The sequence below is a fragment of the Providencia sp. wls1922 genome, from assembly GCF_009706505.1.
GTDB classification, from domain to species: domain Bacteria; phylum Pseudomonadota; class Gammaproteobacteria; order Enterobacterales; family Enterobacteriaceae; genus Providencia; species Providencia lanzhouensis.
In genome coordinates, this window is the sequence record NZ_WLUG01000065.1 from 1 (window position 1) to 20,093 (window position 20,093).

Below are 20,093 nucleotides of genomic sequence, written 5' to 3' on the forward strand. Positions count from 1 at the left end.
CCGGCATATCAGGCTCGCCCACCACACCATAATGACCTTGACGGAAAATACCCGCTTTCTCATGACCAATATGCTCACGATCAGAACCTAGCCAATCGGTATGATCAAGCGCAATACTGGTGATTGCCGCGATATCCGCATCCACGACATTAGTTGCATCAAGGCGACCGCCTAACCCTACTTCAAGGATCACAATATCTAACTCAGCTTGCTTAAATAATTGTAGTGCAGCTAAGGTGCCATATTCAAAGTAGGTTAATGAAATATTTCCACGCTGCGCTTCGATAGTCGCAAATGCTTGGCAAAACTCACTTTCAGTAAGCTCTTTACCTTGGATTCGGACGCGTTCCGTGTAGCGCACTAAATGTGGGGAACTGTAGACACCCACCTTCAAACCCGCAGCCATCAAAATAGACTCAAGTGTATGGCAGGTTGTGCCTTTACCGTTTGTGCCGGTGACAGTGATGACGCGAGGAGCAGGTTGAGTGAGATGCATTTGACGGGCAGCTTGCCCTACTCGTTCCAACCCCATATCAATATTTTGGCTATGCAGGTCAGTGAGATAAGAGAGCCAAGCCTCCAATGGAGACTTGGCTGTAGGAATGATTAGATTACTCATCATCTTTTTTATGTTTAGCGCCTTTTGCTTTATCTGCACCATCGACAGCATCAGCAAGGTCAATTTCCACGTCAACCACTTCAACAACCAGCGCTGGTGCAGTGTTCAAACTTGGTTGGTTGGTTAACATCGCTAGGACATCAGCCAGACGATCACGCATATCTTGACGACGCACGATCATGTCAATTGCCCCTTTTTCCAGCAGGAATTCACTGCGCTGGAAACCTTGAGGTAATTTTTCACGAACGGTCTGTTCGATAACGCGAGGACCCGCGAAGCCAATCAGTGCTTTAGGTTCAGCCACGTTGATATCACCCAACATTGCTAAACTTGCAGAAACACCACCCATGGTCGGGTCGGTCAGTACAGAAATGTACGGTAAGCCACGTTCTTGCATTTTCGCCAGTGCAGCACTGGTTTTCGCCATTTGCATCAGGGACAGCAGCGCTTCTTGCATACGCGCACCACCACTGGATGAGAAGCAAACTAATGGACAGTTATCTTCCAAAGCTTGTTCTACAGCACGGACAAAACGTGCCCCCACAACCGATGCCATTGAACCACCCATAAAGGAGAATTCAAATGCAGCGGCAACAACAGGCATCTCTTTGAGCGTACCTTTCATCACGACGATAGCATCTTTTTCACCCGTCTCTTTCTGGGCGGAGCTAATTCTGTCTTTGTATTTTTTAGAGTCGCGGAATTTGAGCACATCTTTTGGCTCTAATTCACTACCTAATTCCGTTGTTGAGTTTTCATCAAGGAAAGATTCAAGGCGTTGGCGAGCATGAATACGCATATGGTGGTCACATTTTGGACACACTTGTAGGTTACGCTCAAGCTCAGCACCGTAGAGGACTTGCCCACAGCTATCACATTTAGTCCAAACACCTTCAGGGATGTTTGCTTTATGGGATGGGGTTGAAGTACCTTTTTTTAAAATTTTCTCAATCCAGCTCATTAATGGACCTTTTCGTCTGATTGCACTCTGACGACACTTCGAATAATACCATCACTGAATTTCAGATGGTGGTTATATAAGAAGCATCTATCAGTATGTTATTTTTTTGCCATTAAACCACAATGATATCTCACTGTAGATAAAAACTTTTTTCAAACCGATTATTGGTTATCGTTTTTTTGCGTCGCCGCACTCTTTTCTTTTGCCACTGCATTTTTTTCTTTTGCAGCAGCTCGACGGTGGCGAATAATTTCAATGACACCCGGCAGAATCGAAATAAAGATAATCGCGACTATCAGTAATTTCAAATTCTTTTGTACTATCGGTAAATCACCGAATAAATACCCTGCATAGGTAAAGAGTAGCACCCATAATAACGCACCTGCCACATTATAAAAGGCAAAATGACGGTAAGACATTTTACCCATACCTGCAACGAAAGGTGCAAAGGTTCTCACGATAGGCACAAAACGCGCCAAAATAATCGCTTTTCCGCCATGTTTTTCATAAAACTGATGGGTTTTATCTAAATAGCTACGACGGAAAATTTTTGAATCTGGGTTTTTAAACAGTTTTTCACCAAAGATACGTCCAATGGTGTAGTTCACTGCATCACCAATAATTGCCGCAATAATCATCAACAACACCATGACGTGTACGTTTAAATCATTACTTGGCAATGCTGCTAACGCACCCGCGACAAATAATAAAGAATCCCCGGGAAGGAAAGGCGTAACCACCAGCCCCGTCTCACAGAATAGGATCAGGAATAAAATTCCGTAAACCCAAACACCATATTCGGCGACCAATTCCGCAAGATGCACATCAATATGTAAAATAAAATCAATGATAAAACTGATAAACTCCATGGGGTTCCTCATGTGGAGATTTATATTAACGACCTTTACAGCAGCTCATCCGCAAGAAATAGAGGCCCCATCACATTCTGTGGTAGGTCAAATTTTTCAGGATAATCCACGCTCACTAAATACAGTCCTTCCGCTTTGGCTGTCGCCGCCGCTTTCGTTCTATCTTTTAATTCTAGAAGATGTGCCATCCAATCAATGTCTTGATTACCACAGCCTATCTCCAACAAACTGCCAACAATATTTCTCACCATATGGTGTACAAACGCATTGGCTTTAATATCCACAACCACATAGTTTCCGTGACGCGTTACATTAACGTGCATCACATTACGCCAAGGGCTTTTTGACTGACACTGCACCGCGCGGAATGAGGTAAAATCACGCTCGCCCAGCAATGCTTGTGCCGCTTGGTGCATACGCTTTTCATCAAGGGGAAAATGAAAGTGCGTGACACCATTCGATAAAATTGCAGGTCGATAACGGTGATTAAAAATCACATAACGATATCGACGTGCCGTTGCACTAAAACGCGCATGAAACTCATCATCCACAGGTTTACACCAGCGAACCGCAATATCGTCAGGAAGGTGGGTATTTGCTCCCATCGTCCATGCCGCCTCTTTACGGTTAGCTGAAGTTTCAAAATGCACCACCTGCCCAGTCGCATGAACACCTGCATCCGTGCGTCCCGCACAATTGACGGTGATTGGCTCCGCGGCGATTTTAGACAGGGCAACCTCAAGGCAACCCTGTACGCTTTTCACTTCTTGCTGGCGTTGCCAACCATAATAACGGCTACCGTTATACTCAATTCCGAGGGCAATGCGATGCAGCTTTGGGGACTCCGACATTAGTAATACAGCTCCTGAGCCAGTTTTTCTGCTGTCTCAACCGCCATTAACGCACCACCAAAACGAACGTTATCCGCCACTGACCAGAACTGTAAAATTTCCGGTATACCATAATCGTTACGAATACAGCCAATGCTTAAGAAATCATTACCTGATGCGTCAGTCACTTGAGTTGGATAATCACCCTCTTCTGAGACCTGAATATCATCAAAACGTTCAAATTCTTCGCTCGCTTCTTCTGCGCTAACTGGGCGTAGAGTTTCTAAGTGCACCACTTGCGCATTACCATAGAATACCGGTGACTGAATAAAGCTTACGGAGACTGGCAAACCATCGTCTTGCAGCACTTTACGAACTTGCTCAACTAAACGGCGCTCTTGCACAACACTGCCTTCACCATCCGCTAATAATGGCAGCATATTAAAGGCTAATTGCTTAGTAAAACGACCTTCTTCCGCAGGGATACCATTCAATAAACGCGCACTTTGACCCGCTAATTCATCCACAGCCGCTTTACCGTACGCTGACATCGACAGCATATTGGTAAGTGTAATGCGTCCTAACCCAGCCGCGTCCACTAACGGTTTGATAGACGTTAAGAGTTGGCTAACGTAACTGTCTGCCACCGAAATAATATTGCGATTACGATAATCCGCTAATACTTGCGGGTTAACTCCCGGTACCACTAATGGTACATCAGGGTCTAACGCAAAAATACCGCTGTTATCAATCACAATGCAGCCTTCTTGCGCCGCTAATTCCGCATACTGTGCTGCGGCTTCCTCGCCTGCCGCGAAAAAGGCAATTTGTGCCTGCGACCAATCGAAATCCGCGACATCTTGCACTAGATAACTTTTACCGTTGAAGCGAATGCTCTCCCCCGCACTACGCTCACTGGCTAGTAAATAAAGCTCACCAACGGGAAACTCTCTTTCTTGAAGCAGGGAAAGAATACCTTCGCCCACTGCGCCGGTTGCCCCGAGTAATGCAATATTCCAACCTTCTGTCATGGTTTTTCCTCTAAAAAATCAAAGTGAAACAAGCCGTGATTAGCCGCTTATTTCACCTAAAAGAATCTGTTATTAAATTTTTGCGTTAAAGCCTAATTCGCTCAGTAACTGGGCTGTCTCTTGGCTATCGCATTGAACTGTTAACGATGACCATTCACGGCGTTCTTGGTAGTGTTTACGTAATTTATCGAACTCACCGGGAATGCCAGCCACTGCGCGCAACGATGCATCATCACGGCGCACATCATACACGAGATGCACTAATCTTTTGAGCTGGCTTTGCGTTAATTTACCATTGAAATTAATGCAGTCGATATCCGGTTTCGGTAACAGCGATGCCAGAGATACATTAGTAGGCTTACCTAGGAATTCGCAATAAGCTTCAAAGACTTGGGTTGTTCCTCGTGCTTTACCCTCTAAAGTATAGCCTGCAATATGCGGCGTACCGATATCCACATACGCCAGTAATTCTGTATCCAGATCAGGCTCAGGCTCCCACACATCCAATACCACACTCAGCGGCTTACCTTGCTCAAGCAACTGTAATAGCGCTTGGTTATCCACCACTTCACCACGGCTCGCATTCACCAAAATGGTACCGTCGCGTAAATTTGCTAGTCGAGATTCATCCATTAAATGGAAGGTAGAATATTCGCCTTCCATGTTGAGCGGTGTATGGAAGGTTAAAATATCAGCCTGCTCCAGTAGCGAATCGAATGGAACAAAAACTTCTTGGTCGCCTTTATCTGCTCGAGGAGGGTCACATAATACGGTATTCACGCCCCACGCTTGCAGACGTTTATACAAACGCCCTCCCACATTACCAACCCCGACTATCCCAACGGTTTTATCGCGTAAATCAAAGTTATCGCGTTCCGCCAGCATCAATAATGCAGAAAAAACATACTCAACGACAGCAATGGCATTGCACCCTGGCGCTGAAGAGAATCCAATATTGGCTTCGGCAAGCCACTGGGTATCAACGTGGTCAAACCCTGCTGTTGCCGTGCCGACGAATTTTACTGGCGTATTGCTCAGTAATGATTTATTCACTTTGGTAATTGAGCGCACCATTAATGCATCTGCATCAACCAGTTCCTGTTCTGGCACTGGGCGCCCTGGTACTGCTTTAACTTCGCCTAGCTCACTAAACAGTGTTTGAGCATATGGCATGTTTTCATCAACCAAAATTTTCACGGAATTCGTCCCAATAGAATGTGTGTCATGCCCGATTTGGCTGCCACACTATACTCCAAATCGTCGATAGGCTGAATCATTTACATGACAATGCTTTTGGTTGAAATTGATAGTCTATTCGGCGATATTTAATTTTTCTTTTTATTAAACAATCTTACAGATGAGTCTGACTATCTAATCTAAAGAATTTCATGTTTAATCAGCAAAACCACATTAAAAGTTATTCATTTTTCAGGAAGGCATTTATTTTGAAAGGCATATTGATTGTGAAAAAAGTATTACTGTCGCTTCCCCTAATGTGCTCGTTTTATGCCTATGCTGGCGACCAAAACTGCTCGACGGACACCATCGCCATCAACAACTTTAATAATTTCGTCTTTGCCCAAGAGCGCCCATTTAACGACTCATTAAAAGCAATGAACTCACGCACCACCAGTCAAGATGATTACATCAACAATACGGTTCAAACGAAGTTTGATGATTGTGGAGCCCTAATTGAGTTAACTGGTCATGAAGTTATCAAATTCAGCATCCACGACAGTGTATCCGTCAAATCCATTGATATGAGCATGAAAAAAAATGGCAACGGTTGGGACTACAAATCCGCATTTAAGCTGTCTGTTATTAATCAAGATAATGTTGAAAAAACTATCTTACAGCAAAAAATGAACGGAAAGTTTTTCACTGATCAGAATGGAAAAATAACCGAAGCCAAAGATTCTTCTTATACGACAACCCTCGATAAAGAGCGCATGTTAACAAGAGCAGTCACCACTTTTTTAACTGATGATAAAGGACGATTATCTGAATCCAACCGAGTCAGTACGCTAGAAAATGATAGTGTGAAAACAGCCTTCCTCTATGATGCGAAAAATCGCTTAGTTCGCATGCAGTCTGACTCAACCGTCAAAGAGTTTACCTATGATGATGATGACAGAATGTTAACCAACAAAACCATTGAAGAATTTTTTACCACCGAAACAACCGCGACCACCTGTAACAGCTGGAATACGTTCGGAAGGTGCACCGACGCGGAAAAAAAGATCACCACATTAATTAAAGATGAACACGGAGGGAAAGATAGCGTGTACAACTACCACGCTAATATCAAATACAATTATGTATATTGATTTTCCCTCTACTATGGGGTCAGCTCTTTCATTCGAAACCGGTCTGGAGTGACCCCTGAAATTTGCTGGAACATCGCAATAAATGCAGATGCCGAGCTATACCCCACATCCAAAGCAACTTCATGGACACTTTTACCTTTATCCAATCCAGCCACTGCATGTAAGTAACGTAGTCGCTGGCGCCACTCACTGAATGACATACCCAGCTCTTGTTGGCAACGGCGAGATAATGTTCGCTCCGAGGTATAAGCCCGCTTTGCCCACTGGGCGAGCGTTGTATTATCCGCAGGGTCTTGCTGTAGCTCCGCTAAAATAGGCGCTAACAATTTATCTTTGCTGGTGGGTAAATAAGTATCTTGGCATGGCGAAATAGCAAATTGGTCAATCAATACCTCCCCCAAACGAATATCCTGCTCGGTTTCGGGCTGAACAATGCCCCGTTGATACATATCCGTCATGATCGTATGGAAAATGGGGCTTAATCGCACAACACATGCCTTACTAGCAAGTCGCGGTGTATAAGATTGGGCAAAATCAATAATGCGAAATTTGACACTCTGCTTATTAAAACTCGCATGTTGGGTATTAGCGGGGATCCAGATGCAAAACTCTGGCGGTGCCATATAATGCTTGCCTTCCACTTCCATTTCCATAATCCCACAGACCACATACAGCAATTGACCAAAGGTATGGGAATGGGATTTGTATTCGGTTTGCTGGTTGATCTGCTCATGACGCAAGGCAATAAATTCAGGCTCAATAATATTGCATTCGTTAATTTGCAGAACATCACTTTTTAAATTATTCATAAGCTGTCTGAAAAGCGTTATCGATTGTCTGAATATCAGTATATATAATATTTCGGACAGATGTATACTCCTGTGACTGATTAGGGAGAACGTTGTTAATGAAATATTTCCTGTTTCCGCTGACCGCGGTTTTATTATGGTCCATCAATGCCATCGTCAACAAAGCCGCTGCAACGGCAATTGACCCTGCTGCTATTTCGTTTTATCGCTGGGCTCTGGCATTTTTAGTCATGACCCCATTTGTTCTGCGCTCGGTACTGCGCAATGCCAAAGTGGTTAAACAACATTGGTGGCAACTGGCCATCTTAGGTGCTTTGGGGATGATGCTGTATCAAAGTTTGGCTTACTATGCCGCACACACAGTAAGCGCGACATTTATGGGTGTTATGAACTCATTTATTCCGCTATTAACTGTGGTGATTAGTATTTTCGTTCTGAGGGTGATCCCAACCGTTGGGATTGTTATTGGTTCCGTTCTATCTTTGTTTGGATTGGCTTGGTTAGTCAGCCAAGGGAACCCAAGTTCATTACTGGATAATGGATTGGGTCAAGGCGAATTGCTGATGATCGTCGCTTCCGCCGCTTATGCCCTATACGGAGTATTAACTAAGCGTTGGTCTATTCAGCTATCGAGTTGGGATTCACTGTACGTGCAAGTCTTCTTTGGCGTTTTATTATTAATTCCAAACTTCTTGATGGCAGATGATGTGAGCCTTAACAGCAATAATATCGGGTTAGTTTTATTCGCAGGGATTGCTGCATCGATTCTGGCTCCAGCAATGTGGATCCAAGGCGTGCTCCGCTTAGGCGCCAATACCACCTCTATCTTTATGAACCTCGCTCCGGTATTTACTGCCATTATCGCGGTATTCACACTTGGGGAAGAGTTAAAGAGTTACCACTTAATTGGGGGCGGAATCGTGTTACTTGGCGTGATGTTAGCTCAACAGCTGCGCACCCCGCTCACCCAGCTATTTTCTCGCAAGAAAAAAGCGTTAGAAGAAGAGACTTGCCAGTAAGCCACATTAATAGTTCGATTGATTAAAAGCCCCATAAATCTACTTCAAGGTTATGGGGCTTTGTTTATTTTATGCCTTTCCGGCTAATTACACAGATCAATTGCACCTAAAAAGGTGTGTAAATTTGATAATGACCGTTTTTAGGTGCAACTAGATAATAACAGAGTAGCCACTAAGCTTTCTTCGGTGCCCGGCTCGCTTTCAAAGTGATACGTACCAACAGGCCGCCGAGATGCTCACTCTTTAACAGCTGCAATTCTGAGCCGTGATAACTGGCGATATCTTTTACAAGCGCCAAACCCAACCCTGAACCTTCCAGCCCTTTGGCATTATTCAAGCGCATGAAGGCTTTTAATGAGCGGTGAATATATTTATTTTCGATACCAGGTCCTGAGTCTTCAATTTCCAACTTGATCATCGACTTATGACTTTCATCTGCAATAATACGTACCGTGACAACCCCCTTCTCTGGGGTATATTTAATCGCATTATCGATTAAGTTCGCGCACATTTCCGCCAGCAAAATAGCATCCCCTTTCACCCAACAATGTTCTAGCCCCTCATAGCCTAAATCAATCTGCTTACTTTCGGATTGCCCTAAGCGGGTAAAACAGACTTGCTGAACAATTTCGACCAAATTAACTGCACGATAAAGCCTGATCGCCTCTTTTTCGTGCTCTTTTAAACGGGCAAGCTGCAATAACCGATCAGTTAATACAATGGTGTTATCCAAAGTTTTATTAATCGCCTGCAAACTTTGCTGTTTCTGTTGCTCATCATCGCTATTAAGAGCCACCGAAACTTGAGTTTTTAATACGGCTAACGGGGTTTTTAATTGATGGGAAGCATCTGCACTGAAACGCTCTTGGCGTTTTAACATACGCCTTAATCGCTCCACATAGCGGTTCAATGCATCCACCAGAGGCGAAAGTTCTGACCATGGCAACACATTCGGGATTGGAGTTAGGTCATTCGCGGCACGACCCAACATGAGATTAGAAAGTTTTTTCAACGGTGTTAATAACTTACGTAATAGCAAATACGCCAATATCAGCGTCACAACCACCACAGTACCTTGGCTCATCAAAGCCGAGATCAGCAATTGATTGGCAAAATCTTGCCGAGCATACACCGTTTCAGCGACGCGGATCTCCACCATGCCTTGGATCCCACCTTCATTAATCGGTTGGAAAAAGGTCGCTACGCGAATGGGAAGCCCCATATATTCCGCATCATAAAAGTAGACTAAGGCCGTGTAATGTTGAGAGCGCATCCAGTAAGGGGGGATTGGCGGTAGGTCATCATAGCCAGAAATGGTCTCCCCATGAGGAGCGATGACTTGATAAAACAGACGGTCATTATTGTTCAGTTCAAAGCTATCGAGTACCACGTAAGGCACATTCACGGAAAGATGTTCATCCACAACTTGTAATCGCTCCGCCACCGTTCTCGCCGACGCCAGTAATGTCCGGTCATAGGCGAGGTTAGCGGCGTTTTTAGCGCTGTAATAGTGGGTATAAACGGAGAAACTTCCCAACAAAATGAGGGGGATACCGAAAAAAAGCAGCAACTGATGAAAGAGAGAGCGTGGATGAGAGACTAATTTCATACACTACACTGCTCTAATCGGTATCCCAATCCGCGTAAAGTATTGATATTAACATCTGAACCCGCGAGTTTTTTGCGAACCCGATGCACATACAATTCAATACTTTGTAAGTTGGCTTCATCCGACAGTGAGAATACCTGTTCAAATAATTGTGTTTTTGAAACAGGTCGCCCTCTGCGATGAAAAAGTGTATTCAATACCGCGTATTCTCGCGGGGTTAAACCTAGCGGCTCCGCCTTCAGTGAAAAATAACCCTCGTCATGAAAACAAAGATCACCAAAACATTGGTCGCTATTCGCATTCCCTTGGCTACGACGTAATAGCGCGCGCACTCGGGCTTCTAATTCGGCAATATCAAAGGGTTTAGTCAGGTAATCATCCGCCCCTGCATTCAGCCCTTTTACGCGGTCAGCCACATCTGAATTCGCCGTTAATAGCAGCACAGGTGTTTCTTGATGCCGCTTGCGCATCTGGGCTAATACATCCAAACCACTCATCCGTGGCAATGAAACATCCAATACCACCAACGAATAATTTTCAGTTTGTAATAACTGGTCAGCACTATAGCCATCACTGGCAATATCAACAGCAAATCCCGATGCGGTTAAGGCTTTTTGTAACCACAATGACAACTCGTCATGATCTTCAACCAATAACATTCTCATCCGTCGCCCACTCATTATGATTATTTATGCGTATAAGTTGGCACTCTCTCAATTGAATGAAAAGTGTTAAACGTGATTTTTACCGAAGCTATCACAACTATCCTTCGTTAACCTGCTACTACAAATAGAAATTAACATTAAATTAACAAATATAAGAAGAGATAATATAAAACAATCTGATATGTATCACATAAAAATAATTTTATTTGTTAATGAAAGGTAAATGAAAGGTTCTCAATACAATGATGAGTGGCGAGCAAACATCGCCCACAGTTATTTATCTACAAAAACATATTCATCTACAACGGTAGATCCATAACGACATAACCAACAACAACCAAGTAACTTAATTATTGTCTAGTGAGGAATGAAGCATGAAGAATTTCACAATCAATACCTTAGCTGCAGCAATTTTTTTAGTTGGCGTTAACCAAGCAATGGCGTTACCCGAAAGAACCGAATGTATTGCCCCAGCCAAACCTGGCGGTGGCTTTGACTTAACCTGTAAACTCGTTCAAGTCTCCATGCTGGAAACCAAAGAAATCGAAAAACCGATGCGTGTGACATACATGCCAGGTGGAATTGGTGCCGTTGCCTACAATGCCATTGTGGCTCAACGCCCAGCTGAGCCGGGAACCATCGTCGCATTCTCTGGTGGCTCCTTACTCAACCTTGCACAAGGTAAATTTGGTCGTTACAACGAAAATGATGTTCGCTGGCTAGCGAGTGTTGGCAGTGACTATGGCATGATTGCCGTGCGTGCAGACTCCCCTTATAAAACCTTAGGCGAACTGATGGACGCCTTCAAAAAAGATCCAAACAGCATTGTCTTCGGTGCTGGTGGCTCCATCGGTAGCCAAGATTGGATGAAAACGGCGTTACTCGCCAAAGCGATCGATTTAGACCCACGAAAAATGCGCTATGTTGCTTTCGAAGGCGGTGGCGAAACACTGACAGCCCTGTTAGGCAACCACATCCAAGTGATCTCCGGTGATATCAGTGAAATGACCCCCTATATCAGTGACGGAAAAATCCGCATCCTAGCGGTATATGCGGATAAACGCCTACCGGATGGGCTCGCTAATATCCCAACCGCTAAAGAGCAAGGCTATGACATAGTTTGGCCAATCATTCGCGGATTCTACATGGGACCAAAAGTATCCGATGCGGATTACAATCAATGGGTTGAAGCCTTCCAAAAATTACAACAAACCGACGAATTTAAAAAGCAGCGTGAATTACGTGGCTTGTTTGAATACAACTTATCGGGCCCAGAACTGGACGCTTACGTGAAAAAAGAAGTTGAGAACTACCGTGAGCAAGCGCGTTCCTTCGGGTTAGCGAAATAACGGAGTCACCATGAGCCAACGCATATTTGCCATAGTCTGGCTAATACTGTGTGGGATCGGGCTGTACATCGGCTGGGGCATCCAAAGTGAGTTTACCTATGAACCATTGGGCCCCCGCCCTTTCCCGATTGCCATACTGTCATTAATGACCCTGTGCGCACTCGCACTCCTGCTGGGTCGCCAAGAAGCGGTTGAATGGCCAAAGCCCTATGTCTTGCGCCGTTTAGTCTTGTTAATCATTGCATTAGTTATTTATGCATGGGCGTTTGAGTGGTTAGGATTTCCATTATCGACCATTTTGTTGACCATCAGCGTTGCCCTGTTATTTGGTGCAACCCCGATAGCCGCCCTGATTTCCGGTCCAATCCTAGGCATTTCCCTATTCTATGCCTTTGACCGATTACTCGATGTGACATTGCCAATCGGCGAGCTTTTTAGCTAAGGAGAAAGTATGGAAACGTGGATGTATTTATCTCAAGGCTTTGAGGTCGCGCTGATCCCTCAAAACATTATGATCGGGCTGATTGGCTGCTTTATCGGCACCATTGTCGGTATGTTACCGGGTCTTGGCCCAATTAACGGTGTCGCAATTCTATTGCCATTGGCATTTGCACTAAAGTTACCGGCTGAATCTGCCCTAATTTTGTTGGCAACCGTTTATTTAGGCTGTGAGTATGGAGGGCGAATTTCCGCCATCCTATTGAACGTTCCCGGTGACGCCGCGGCGATCATGACCACGTTAGATGGTTATCCGATGGCGAAGCAAGGTCAAGGCGGTATCGCGCTCTCGATTTCTGCCGTCAGTTCATTTATCGGTTCCACAATTGCGATTGTTGGGATCATTTTATTTGCACCTTTACTGGCACAATGGTCACTCGCATTTGGTCCTGCTGAATATTTCGCATTGATGGTTTTTGCTATCGCGTGTTTAGGCAGCATGATGAGCCAAAACCCTGTCAAATCGCTGCTCGCAGCATTGATTGGTTTGGCACTAGCAACCGTCGGTGTCGATGCCAACTCTGGGGAATACCGCTTTACCTTTGACAGCGTTAACCTATCCGATGGCGTCCAGTTTATCGTCGTGGTTATTGGTCTGTTCTCTGTCAGTGAAATATTACTCATGCTAGAAAGCACGGCAACAGGACAAGGATTGATCCGCAAAACGGGTCGAATGTTATTTAGCAAGAAAGAAGCCAAGGCCTGTGCTGGTCCAACATTACGTTCCTCATTTATTGGCTTTTTTGTGGGGATTTTACCGGGTGCAGGGGCGACTATCGCTAGTGCCATCACCTATATGACAGAGAAAAAAATTGCAGGGGATAAAGGGACATTTGGTGAAGGGGATGTTCGCGGTGTCGCGGCACCTGAAGCCGCCAACAACGCCTCTGCCTGTGGGTCATTTATTCCGATGTTAACCCTCGGTGTTCCGGGTTCAGGCACGACGGCAGTAATGATGGGGGCGCTGACTCTGTATAACATCACCCCAGGTCCAGGCATGTTTACTGAACAACCACATATCGTTTGGGGATTAATTGCTGCACTGCTTATCGCTAACGTCGTGTTGTTGGTAATGAATATTCCGCTCATCGGTTTATTCACTCGTATGCTCACCGTGCCACTGTGGTTCTTAGTCCCTGCGATTGCTTGTGTCTCTGCGGTGGGCGTTTACGCCGTACACAGCACCACTTTTGACCTACTGTTAATGATGGGGCTTGGGGTCTTCGGCTATATCTTGCGGAAGATGAATTTCCCGCTATCTCCGCTGATCCTCGGGTTTGTTTTGGGTGAAATGTTAGAGCAAAACCTGCGACGCTCGTTATCTATCAGTAATGGGGATTTTAATATTCTCTGGAGTAGCACTATTTCTAAGAGCTTATTAATTCTGGCGGTGCTGGTTCTGGTGTTACCACCCATTGTGAAGCTTATTCGCAAACGTCGTCATCAAACCGCCCAAGCCTAATTCCAAATTGTACGTTATGACTGTCAGACTTCGCCCCATGAAAGTGGGGCAGGTCTACTGATAAATCCTCCTAGTAAAAATGCATTACTTAGGTTCGATACCATTACTTTCGTGAAAATTGGACGCATAAAACCCCTAGAATCACTAAACCGATACCCACCACTTTCTCAATTGGAATGGGATTTCGATTCATACCAAACCAACCAAATTGCTCAATAAGCGCGGAAATAATTAATTGACCCGCAATCACCAAAACAAAGAATGTCGTACTCCCTATTTTAGGGACTAAAATCAAAGCCGAAGTGAGATAGAGCATTCCTGCGATACCACCAAACCAGATCCAGATGGGTTGATTAAATAACTCAGTACTAAAATGGGGTTTTGGTACTTTAAAAATAATTAATAGTGGAATTAGCACAATTAAACTGATCACGAGCGATGTCGCGCTCGCCCATAATGGGTGACCTAATTGCCGAGCAAGTATGGCATTACTTGCTGCTTGGATTGGCACAACTGCGCCTGCCAATAATGCAACAAAGGCAAGTATGATCCCTATGATTGAAAATGCTGACATCGAAACCTCTTCATTAATATTGACTTAAATTGATTGGTTGCCATAGTAAAGAGAGATAACGACATTGGAAAATGAACAATTTTATAAGGCACTATTCGTAGGATGAATAACTTAAGAAAATTAGATTTAAATCAACTTGTGACGTTGTCAGTCTTATTACGGGAGCGTCATGTCAGCCGAGCAGCAGAAGCTTTATATAAAAGTCAGCCCGCAGTCAGCCATGCATTAAATCAATTGAGAGACATTTTTCGAGACCCATTATTGGTTCGCCGTGAAGGCCAATATCAATTAACCAGCAAAGCTGAGTCTCTTTATCTCCCATTAAATGAAGCATTAAACCAGTTAGATGACTTGATTGCCCAAAAACAGTTTTCTCCGCTCAGCTGCCAAAGACGCTTTAATATCGCGATGTCCGACTACGGCGCGGCTTTAATTACGGTAAAATTGGTTTCTTATTTACGCAAATATGCCCCCAATATTGATCTCAATATCTGGCACTGTAGTCGGGAAGAAATGCAAAATAAATTGCATGAAGGGAGCTTAGATTTAGCATTCGGTATATTTAAAACGTTGGATTATTCGTTACGAAATCAAACTGTCTTTACTGATAAATTTGTCTGTCTGGTTGATCATCAACTCGGCTCACAAGGCAAAATGGATTTAGTTGATTGGCTATCCCATCCCCACATTTTAGTGAGTATGAAGCCTTTTGATGCTAACGAAATAGACCATCAACTCCAATTAATTAACCAACAGCGCCGTGTCGCAGTGACTGTGCCTTACTGGCAAATTGCCCCCCAATTATTAACAGGAACTGACTTGATCCTAACGGTGGCGGAAAAAGCGATACCTCAATCAATGTTAGGCAAGTTTACGTTATTTTCGCCTCCATTATCTCTTCCTGATTTGGATTTCCAAATGGTATGGCACCAACGTAGTGATACTGATAAAGCATTAGAGTGGTTTAGAGGCATTATCGCTGAACAATTAAAAGATGACCGCGAGTTTTATGGCGAAAACGAGGGTTAACAAGGGGCAGAGTTTCTACTATCTATCAGAATTTATAAAAAAAAGCGAAAGCCTTGACTCTCACTTTTTTCTTCACTTGACCTATTCTAGATGTCTTGTTTCGGATAGCCCTGCTCGCGTAACCATTCGCGACCCACATCAATGGTTGGTGTTTGTACAATAAAGACAAACAAGGCACCGATCATACCGCCTAACAATGCGCCGCCTAGAAAACCACCAGAAAAGAAACCAAAGAAAAACAACATAAAGGCTAATACAGCGGAAAGTAAAACCGCGAGTCCAGTGAGCTTCCAATATTTCGCGCCCATGCGTTTTTTACCTTCTTTCAGGCATTGACGAAATAGGCGTCCTTGCTCTTTTCTCTCTAATCCTGCTAATTCTGGAACACTTTTCGCCGTCCAATACGCCATCTTTTTTACCTTTCTTTTTGACTATTTTATGTATTGAGCATTTATACGCAGTTTGAAGGTAAGATGCTCGCGGATAACTCTGATAATCGTCGAAGGAACTTCAATATTCAATGAGTAGTTCGGGTTGTCGTGAACAATAAAATTTGCCCCAGAAAGATTTCGGGGCAAACTTTTTGATTAATAAAAGGGATATTTAGTGCAACTCAGCAAAGCAACGATTTTATTATCTGTGTTTTGCCAATATAAACATATTTTAGCCGTGGCGCGGAAACATCGTCTTTTCTTCTTGCTTTCCAAAAAGTGGATACATGATATTAGTATTAAATGCACGCTTAACTTTGGCAGGAAACAGCCCCTTAATACTTTTAATTAGTGCATTACCCAAAAGTTTTAAATCATTTTTCCAAATCTTACACCGTGTGAAATCCATATTAACTCCTTATTGATACATTAATAGAGCAAATATCATGGCACTATTTTCATTACGGTAATTTAATAAAATGATGATTATGGTGGCGGCAATAATTGAGTCATAAAAAAAGCGAGAGCCTTGGCCCTCGCTTTCTATTTTGTGCATTTCAGTGAAGAAACTTACGCTTTGTATTTGCTCATCACTAACGTTGCGTTAGTACCACCGAAACCGAAGCTGTTAGACATCACGGTGTTCAGTACTTGTTCAGTTGGTTTGGTGATGATGTTCAAGCCTTTCGCTTTCTCATCTAAATTCTCAACGTTAATGCTTGGTGCGATAAAACCATGCTCTAACATCAGCAAGCTATAAATCGCTTCTTGAACGCCCGCTGCACCTAAAGAGTGACCTGTCATCGCTTTGGTTGCAGAAAGTGCTGGGCAATCATGACCAAACACTTCTTGGATAGCTTCTAACTCTTTAGTATCACCGACTGGCGTTGAAGTACCGTGTGTGTTGATGTAATCGATTTTATCAACACCCTGCATTGCCATTTGCATACAACGCACTGCGCCTTCGCCCGATGGAGCCACCATATCAGCACCGTCAGAAGTTGCACCGTAGCCAACCACTTCTGCGTAAATGTGTGCACCACGTGCTAATGCGTGCTCTAACTCTTCAACGACGACGATACCGCCACCGCCTGCAATAACAAAACCATCACGGTCTTGGTCATACGTTCTTGACGCTTTTGATGGGGTTTCGTTGTACTTAGTCGACAACGCACCCATTGCATCGAACTCACAGGTCATTTCCCAGCTCAGTTCTTCACCACCACCAGCAAACACAACATCTTGTTTGCCCAGTTGGATCAGTTCAACCGCGTGACCGATACAGTGTGCAGACGTTGAACATGCAGAGCTGATTGAGTAGTTAACGCCTTTGATTTTGAACGGCGTTGCTAAGCAAGCAGAAATACCGGAAGCCATTGCACGAGTCACCATATATGGACCCACACCACGCAGACCTTTTGCACGCATACCGTCAGAGCCAGCGACTTGGTTACGCGGTGAACCGCCACCAGAACCAACAACAACACCCGTACGCAGGTTAGACACTTGGTCTTCCGCTAAACCTGAATCTTTAATCGCCTGTTCCATTGACAGGTAAGCATAGACAGAGCAATCACTCATGAAACGGCGGACTTTACGGTCAATCAGACCTTCAGTATCCAGCTTTACATCACCCCAGACATGGCTACGCAGCCCTGCCTCTTTAAATTCTTCTGAGAAAGTGATCCCGGAACGACCTTCCTTCAGAGAAGCCAGTACTTCTTCCTGGTTATTACCAATGCTGGAAACAATACCTAGGCCAGTTATGACTGCACGCTTCATTCGTTACCTCATGTCTATAATTATATGATTACGGGATTACAGGTGTCACTTTAGCTTACACTTGTACGCTGAACAAGTCCGATCAGGGTAAATATTTGTATTTTTTTTATCATGACACAAACAAGGCTTTTATGTGACGGTAGCCTTACAGTGATATCAGCGTTAGAATTTGAAAATGATTTTGCAATAACGGGCTTAAACGTGAAAAAGACAGCTGTACAAACCGCTCACCTCAGTTGGAATGAGGAAGGCACACCGATTTCAGAACAGTTTGAAGACATCTATTTTTCTAACCAGAATGGATTAGAAGAGAGTCGCCATGTGTTTTTGCAGGGAAACCATTTTCCACAGCGATTTCTAACACACCAAGATGAAACTTGTGTGATTGCCGAGACAGGATTTGGTACCGGATTGAATTTTCTCGCTTTATGGCAGGTCTTCAATCAATTCAAAGCCGAAAATCCCAATGCAAAATTACAACGATTACATTTTATTAGCTTTGAAAAATACCCGTTATCAAAAGCCGATTTAATCGCCGCGCACCGTTGTTGGCCTGAATTAGCTGAGCTCTCAGAGCAATTATGTGAACAGTGGCCACCCGCCCTACCCGGCAACCATCGAATTATTTTAGAAAACGGCTTAATCACCCTCGATTTATGGATTGGTGATGTAAATACGCAAGTATCCATACTTAATGACAATTTAAACAATAAGATAGATGCGTGGTTTTTAGATGGTTTTGCACCTTCCAAAAATCCGCAAATGTGGAGCGAACAGTTGTTCGCTGCAATGGCAAAATTTGCGCGTAAAGGCGGTACATTTGCCACCTTTACGGTAGCCGGATTTGTCAAACGTGGATTACAACAAGCGGGCTTTACTATCATGAAGACCAAAGGATTTGGTCAAAAGCGTCAAATGCTGACGGGAGTACTAGAAAATAATCTGACTCGCCCAATGGCGCCTTGGTTTGCGCGTCAACCTGCATCTCATAATGATGATATCGCGATTATTGGCGGCGGAATTGCCAGCCTCGCCTTAGCCAATTCACTCAAAAAACGCGAGGCGAATGTCACGATTTATTGTCAAGACCAGCATGTCGCGCAAAACGCATCTGGAAACCGTCAAGGCGCAGTCTACCCTCTCTTAACCGGGAACGATAATGCCTTAGAACGCTTTTTTGTCAGTGGTTTCCCGTTTGCAATTCGTTTTTATCAGCAACTTAGTACGCAAGGTATCGAATTTAATGGGCAATGGTGCGGGGTAAGCCAAATGGCGTATAACCCTAAATCTACAAAAAAAATCGACAACATGCTGCAAACTGACTGGCCAGAAGAATTTGCCGTTGGTAAAGATAGGCAACAACTCAGTGAACTTAGTGGTGTGGATGTCAACCATCGAGGTATTTATTACCCCACTGGTGGCTGGCTCTGTCCTGCGCAATTATGCGAAAGCTTAGCGCAAAAACTCGCTGAAGAAGGCGTTAATTTCCACTTTGGTCTGTCAGTCACCGACTTACAGCGCTCAGGGGAAGATTGGGCGCTGACACTCAATAACCAGAAAAAAGCCCATCATCAAACCGTGGTGATTGCCAATGGTCATTTATTGAATCAGTTTGAGCAAACAAAAAACTTGCCTATCACGCCTGTGTGCGGGCAAGTCAGCCACATTCCGACTAACCCTACGTTGCAGCAATTAAAAACTGTGCTGTGCTTCGAAGGTTATATGACACCAGAAGATGCTACAAACCAGCATCACTGCTTGGGAGCTAGCTATCAACGAGATATTTTGAGCCTTGAATACTCCGAGGAAGAGCAGCAAGAAAATCTGCAAAAGCTGCTCACCAGCCTACCGGATGTGGACTGGACGTCGCAGGTGGATATCTCTGACCAACAGTCACGCCAAGGGATCCGCTGCGTGATCCGCGACCATATGCCACTACTTGGTAATGTTCCTAACTTCGATGCCCTGATGCAACAATATGCGAATTTACCTGAGCAACTTCACCGTCAACAACCTGTTGAACCCTCTCCAGCCTATCCTAACCTATTTGTATTTGGCGCATTAGGAGCACGAGGGCTTTCCACTGCACCACTTTGTGCTGAAATTCTCGCCGCTCAAATTTTTGACGAGCCAATGCCTGCCGACGATGACGTGCTTGCCGCATTACATCCAAATCGTTTTTGGGTGAGAAAACTGCTGGCGGGACGTCCAATCACGACAAAAGAGGCG

The 20,093-nt window shown here is 44.2% G+C and carries 20 protein-coding genes; 7 read left to right on the forward strand and 13 right to left on the reverse strand.

The window, feature by feature from the left end:
* From folC to pdxB, 6 genes are all read right to left on the reverse strand, one after another.
* On the reverse strand, positions 1 to 619 hold a 619-nt coding region (gene folC, locus GKR71_RS06205; protein WP_195848963.1), incomplete at its 3' end, for a bifunctional tetrahydrofolate synthase/dihydrofolate synthase.
* Positions 612 to 1,580, reverse strand: coding sequence for an acetyl-CoA carboxylase, carboxyltransferase subunit beta (gene accD, locus GKR71_RS06210; RefSeq protein WP_108478580.1), 969 nt, complete (start codon positions 1,578 to 1,580; stop codon positions 612 to 614). The genes folC and accD, both read right to left, overlap by 8 nt.
* 161 nt (positions 1,581 to 1,741) lie before the next feature.
* Positions 1,742 to 2,449, reverse strand: a complete 708-nt coding sequence (locus GKR71_RS06215) for a DedA family protein (RefSeq protein WP_108478579.1) — start codon at positions 2,447 to 2,449, stop codon at positions 1,742 to 1,744.
* Positions 2,450 to 2,484: 35 nt separating this feature from the next.
* The gene (gene truA, locus GKR71_RS06220) at positions 2,485 to 3,300 is read right to left on the reverse strand and encodes a tRNA pseudouridine(38-40) synthase TruA (protein WP_036952686.1); all 816 of its coding nucleotides are present in this window, start codon (positions 3,298 to 3,300) and stop codon (positions 2,485 to 2,487) included.
* Positions 3,300 to 4,310: an aspartate-semialdehyde dehydrogenase gene (locus GKR71_RS06225; protein WP_036952682.1), complete on the reverse strand. Its 1,011-nt coding sequence runs from the start codon at positions 4,308 to 4,310 to the stop codon at positions 3,300 to 3,302. The genes truA and GKR71_RS06225 overlap by 1 nt, the downstream gene beginning before the upstream one ends.
* A 72-nt stretch (positions 4,311 to 4,382) precedes the next feature.
* Positions 4,383 to 5,507 (reverse strand): 4-phosphoerythronate dehydrogenase PdxB, encoded by a 1,125-nt coding sequence (gene pdxB, locus GKR71_RS06230; protein WP_230085033.1) that lies wholly within the window; start codon positions 5,505 to 5,507, stop codon positions 4,383 to 4,385.
* 266 nt (positions 5,508 to 5,773) lie between these two features.
* Between pdxB and GKR71_RS20330 the strand changes: the two genes are divergently transcribed.
* Entirely contained in the window at positions 5,774 to 6,637 is an 864-nt protein-coding gene (locus GKR71_RS20330; RefSeq protein WP_230085034.1) for a hypothetical protein, read from the forward strand.
* Positions 6,638 to 6,648: 11 nt separating this feature from the next.
* Here GKR71_RS20330 and GKR71_RS06240 read toward each other — a convergent pair whose 3' ends face one another.
* Positions 6,649 to 7,446, reverse strand: coding sequence for an AraC family transcriptional regulator (locus GKR71_RS06240; RefSeq protein WP_036952675.1), 798 nt, complete (start codon positions 7,444 to 7,446; stop codon positions 6,649 to 6,651).
* Between the two features lie 98 nt (positions 7,447 to 7,544).
* On the opposite strand from GKR71_RS06240, the gene GKR71_RS06245 reads away from it, so the two are divergent.
* Positions 7,545 to 8,465, forward strand: coding sequence for a DMT family transporter (locus tag GKR71_RS06245; protein ID WP_036952672.1), 921 nt, complete (start codon positions 7,545 to 7,547; stop codon positions 8,463 to 8,465).
* A 172-nt stretch (positions 8,466 to 8,637) separates the two neighbouring features.
* On the opposite strand, the gene GKR71_RS06250 is transcribed toward GKR71_RS06245, so the two are convergent.
* Positions 8,638 to 10,074 (reverse strand): sensor histidine kinase, encoded by a 1,437-nt coding sequence (locus tag GKR71_RS06250; RefSeq protein WP_036952669.1) that lies wholly within the window; start codon positions 10,072 to 10,074, stop codon positions 8,638 to 8,640.
* A complete protein-coding gene (gene tctD / locus GKR71_RS06255) occupies positions 10,071 to 10,739 on the reverse strand; it encodes a transcriptional regulator TctD (RefSeq protein ID WP_154600207.1) in 669 nt (222 codons plus the stop codon). The genes GKR71_RS06250 and tctD overlap by 4 nt, the downstream gene beginning before the upstream one ends.
* Positions 10,740 to 11,113: 374 nt before the next feature.
* On the opposite strand from tctD, the gene GKR71_RS06260 reads away from it, so the two are divergent.
* The 3 genes from GKR71_RS06260 to GKR71_RS06270 are packed head-to-tail and all read left to right on the forward strand — an operon-like array spanning position 11,114 to position 14,048.
* Positions 11,114 to 12,088, forward strand: a complete 975-nt coding sequence (locus tag GKR71_RS06260; RefSeq protein ID WP_036952664.1) for a Bug family tripartite tricarboxylate transporter substrate binding protein — start codon at positions 11,114 to 11,116, stop codon at positions 12,086 to 12,088.
* Positions 12,089 to 12,098: 10 nt separating this feature from the next.
* Positions 12,099 to 12,530, forward strand: coding sequence for a tripartite tricarboxylate transporter TctB family protein (locus GKR71_RS06265; protein WP_154634060.1), 432 nt, complete (start codon positions 12,099 to 12,101; stop codon positions 12,528 to 12,530).
* Positions 12,531 to 12,539: 9 nt separating this feature from the next.
* Positions 12,540 to 14,048 carry a tripartite tricarboxylate transporter permease gene (locus GKR71_RS06270; protein ID WP_036952658.1) on the forward strand — a complete coding sequence of 503 codons (1,509 nt, stop codon included), beginning with the start codon at positions 12,540 to 12,542 and terminating at the stop codon, positions 14,046 to 14,048.
* 103 nt (positions 14,049 to 14,151) lie between these two features.
* On the opposite strand, the gene GKR71_RS06275 is transcribed toward GKR71_RS06270, so the two are convergent.
* Positions 14,152 to 14,622 carry a DMT family transporter gene (locus GKR71_RS06275; protein ID WP_036952655.1) on the reverse strand — a complete coding sequence of 157 codons (471 nt, stop codon included), beginning with the start codon at positions 14,620 to 14,622 and terminating at the stop codon, positions 14,152 to 14,154.
* A 102-nt stretch (positions 14,623 to 14,724) separates the two neighbouring features.
* On the opposite strand from GKR71_RS06275, the gene GKR71_RS06280 reads away from it, so the two are divergent.
* Positions 14,725 to 15,651, forward strand: coding sequence for a LysR family transcriptional regulator (locus tag GKR71_RS06280; protein ID WP_154634061.1), 927 nt, complete (start codon positions 14,725 to 14,727; stop codon positions 15,649 to 15,651).
* Between the two features lie 86 nt (positions 15,652 to 15,737).
* Here GKR71_RS06280 and GKR71_RS06285 read toward each other — a convergent pair whose 3' ends face one another.
* The 3 genes from GKR71_RS06285 to fabB form a co-directional block, all read right to left on the reverse strand.
* The gene (locus GKR71_RS06285) at positions 15,738 to 16,061 is read right to left on the reverse strand and encodes a hypothetical protein (RefSeq protein WP_036952649.1); all 324 of its coding nucleotides are present in this window, start codon (positions 16,059 to 16,061) and stop codon (positions 15,738 to 15,740) included.
* 253 nt (positions 16,062 to 16,314) lie between these two features.
* Complete coding sequence (locus tag GKR71_RS06290) at positions 16,315 to 16,491, reverse strand: hypothetical protein (RefSeq protein ID WP_154600210.1); 177 nt, start codon at positions 16,489 to 16,491, stop codon at positions 16,315 to 16,317.
* 161 nt (positions 16,492 to 16,652) lie between these two features.
* A complete protein-coding gene (gene fabB, locus GKR71_RS06295; protein ID WP_154634062.1) occupies positions 16,653 to 17,864 on the reverse strand; it encodes a beta-ketoacyl-ACP synthase I in 1,212 nt (403 codons plus the stop codon).
* A 201-nt stretch (positions 17,865 to 18,065) separates the two neighbouring features.
* Between fabB and mnmC the strand changes: the two genes are divergently transcribed.
* Positions 18,066 to 20,093 (forward strand): bifunctional tRNA (5-methylaminomethyl-2-thiouridine)(34)-methyltransferase MnmD/FAD-dependent 5-carboxymethylaminomethyl-2-thiouridine(34) oxidoreductase MnmC (mnmC, locus tag GKR71_RS06300; protein WP_230085035.1); only part of this gene is annotated, 2,028 nt, incomplete at its 3' end.

Excerpts from the sequence above, each read along its gene's own strand:
- accD (WP_108478580.1), bottom strand. The coding sequence starts at position 1,580 with ATGAGCTGGATTGAGAAAATTTTAAAAAAAGGTACTTCAACCCCATCC.
- GKR71_RS06215 (WP_108478579.1), bottom strand. The coding sequence starts at position 2,449 with ATGGAGTTTATCAGTTTTATCATTGATTTTATTTTACATATTGATGTG.
- truA (WP_036952686.1), bottom strand. The coding sequence starts at position 3,300 with ATGTCGGAGTCCCCAAAGCTGCATCGCATTGCCCTCGGAATTGAGTAT.
- GKR71_RS06225 (WP_036952682.1), bottom strand. The coding sequence starts at position 4,310 with ATGACAGAAGGTTGGAATATTGCATTACTCGGGGCAACCGGCGCAGTG.
- GKR71_RS06240 (WP_036952675.1), bottom strand. The coding sequence starts at position 7,446 with ATGAATAATTTAAAAAGTGATGTTCTGCAAATTAACGAATGCAATATT.
- GKR71_RS06245 (WP_036952672.1), top strand. The coding sequence starts at position 7,545 with ATGAAATATTTCCTGTTTCCGCTGACCGCGGTTTTATTATGGTCCATC.
- GKR71_RS06250 (WP_036952669.1), bottom strand. The coding sequence starts at position 10,074 with ATGAAATTAGTCTCTCATCCACGCTCTCTCTTTCATCAGTTGCTGCTT.
- tctD (WP_154600207.1), bottom strand. The coding sequence starts at position 10,739 with ATGAGAATGTTATTGGTTGAAGATCATGACGAGTTGTCATTGTGGTTA.
- GKR71_RS06260 (WP_036952664.1), top strand. The coding sequence starts at position 11,114 with ATGAAGAATTTCACAATCAATACCTTAGCTGCAGCAATTTTTTTAGTT.
- GKR71_RS06265 (WP_154634060.1), top strand. The coding sequence starts at position 12,099 with ATGAGCCAACGCATATTTGCCATAGTCTGGCTAATACTGTGTGGGATC.
- GKR71_RS06270 (WP_036952658.1), top strand. The coding sequence starts at position 12,540 with ATGGAAACGTGGATGTATTTATCTCAAGGCTTTGAGGTCGCGCTGATC.
- GKR71_RS06275 (WP_036952655.1), bottom strand. The coding sequence starts at position 14,622 with ATGTCAGCATTTTCAATCATAGGGATCATACTTGCCTTTGTTGCATTA.
- GKR71_RS06280 (WP_154634061.1), top strand. The coding sequence starts at position 14,725 with ATGAATAACTTAAGAAAATTAGATTTAAATCAACTTGTGACGTTGTCA.
- GKR71_RS06285 (WP_036952649.1), bottom strand. The coding sequence starts at position 16,061 with ATGGCGTATTGGACGGCGAAAAGTGTTCCAGAATTAGCAGGATTAGAG.
- GKR71_RS06290 (WP_154600210.1), bottom strand. The coding sequence starts at position 16,491 with ATGGATTTCACACGGTGTAAGATTTGGAAAAATGATTTAAAACTTTTG.
- fabB (WP_154634062.1), bottom strand. The coding sequence starts at position 17,864 with ATGAAGCGTGCAGTCATAACTGGCCTAGGTATTGTTTCCAGCATTGGT.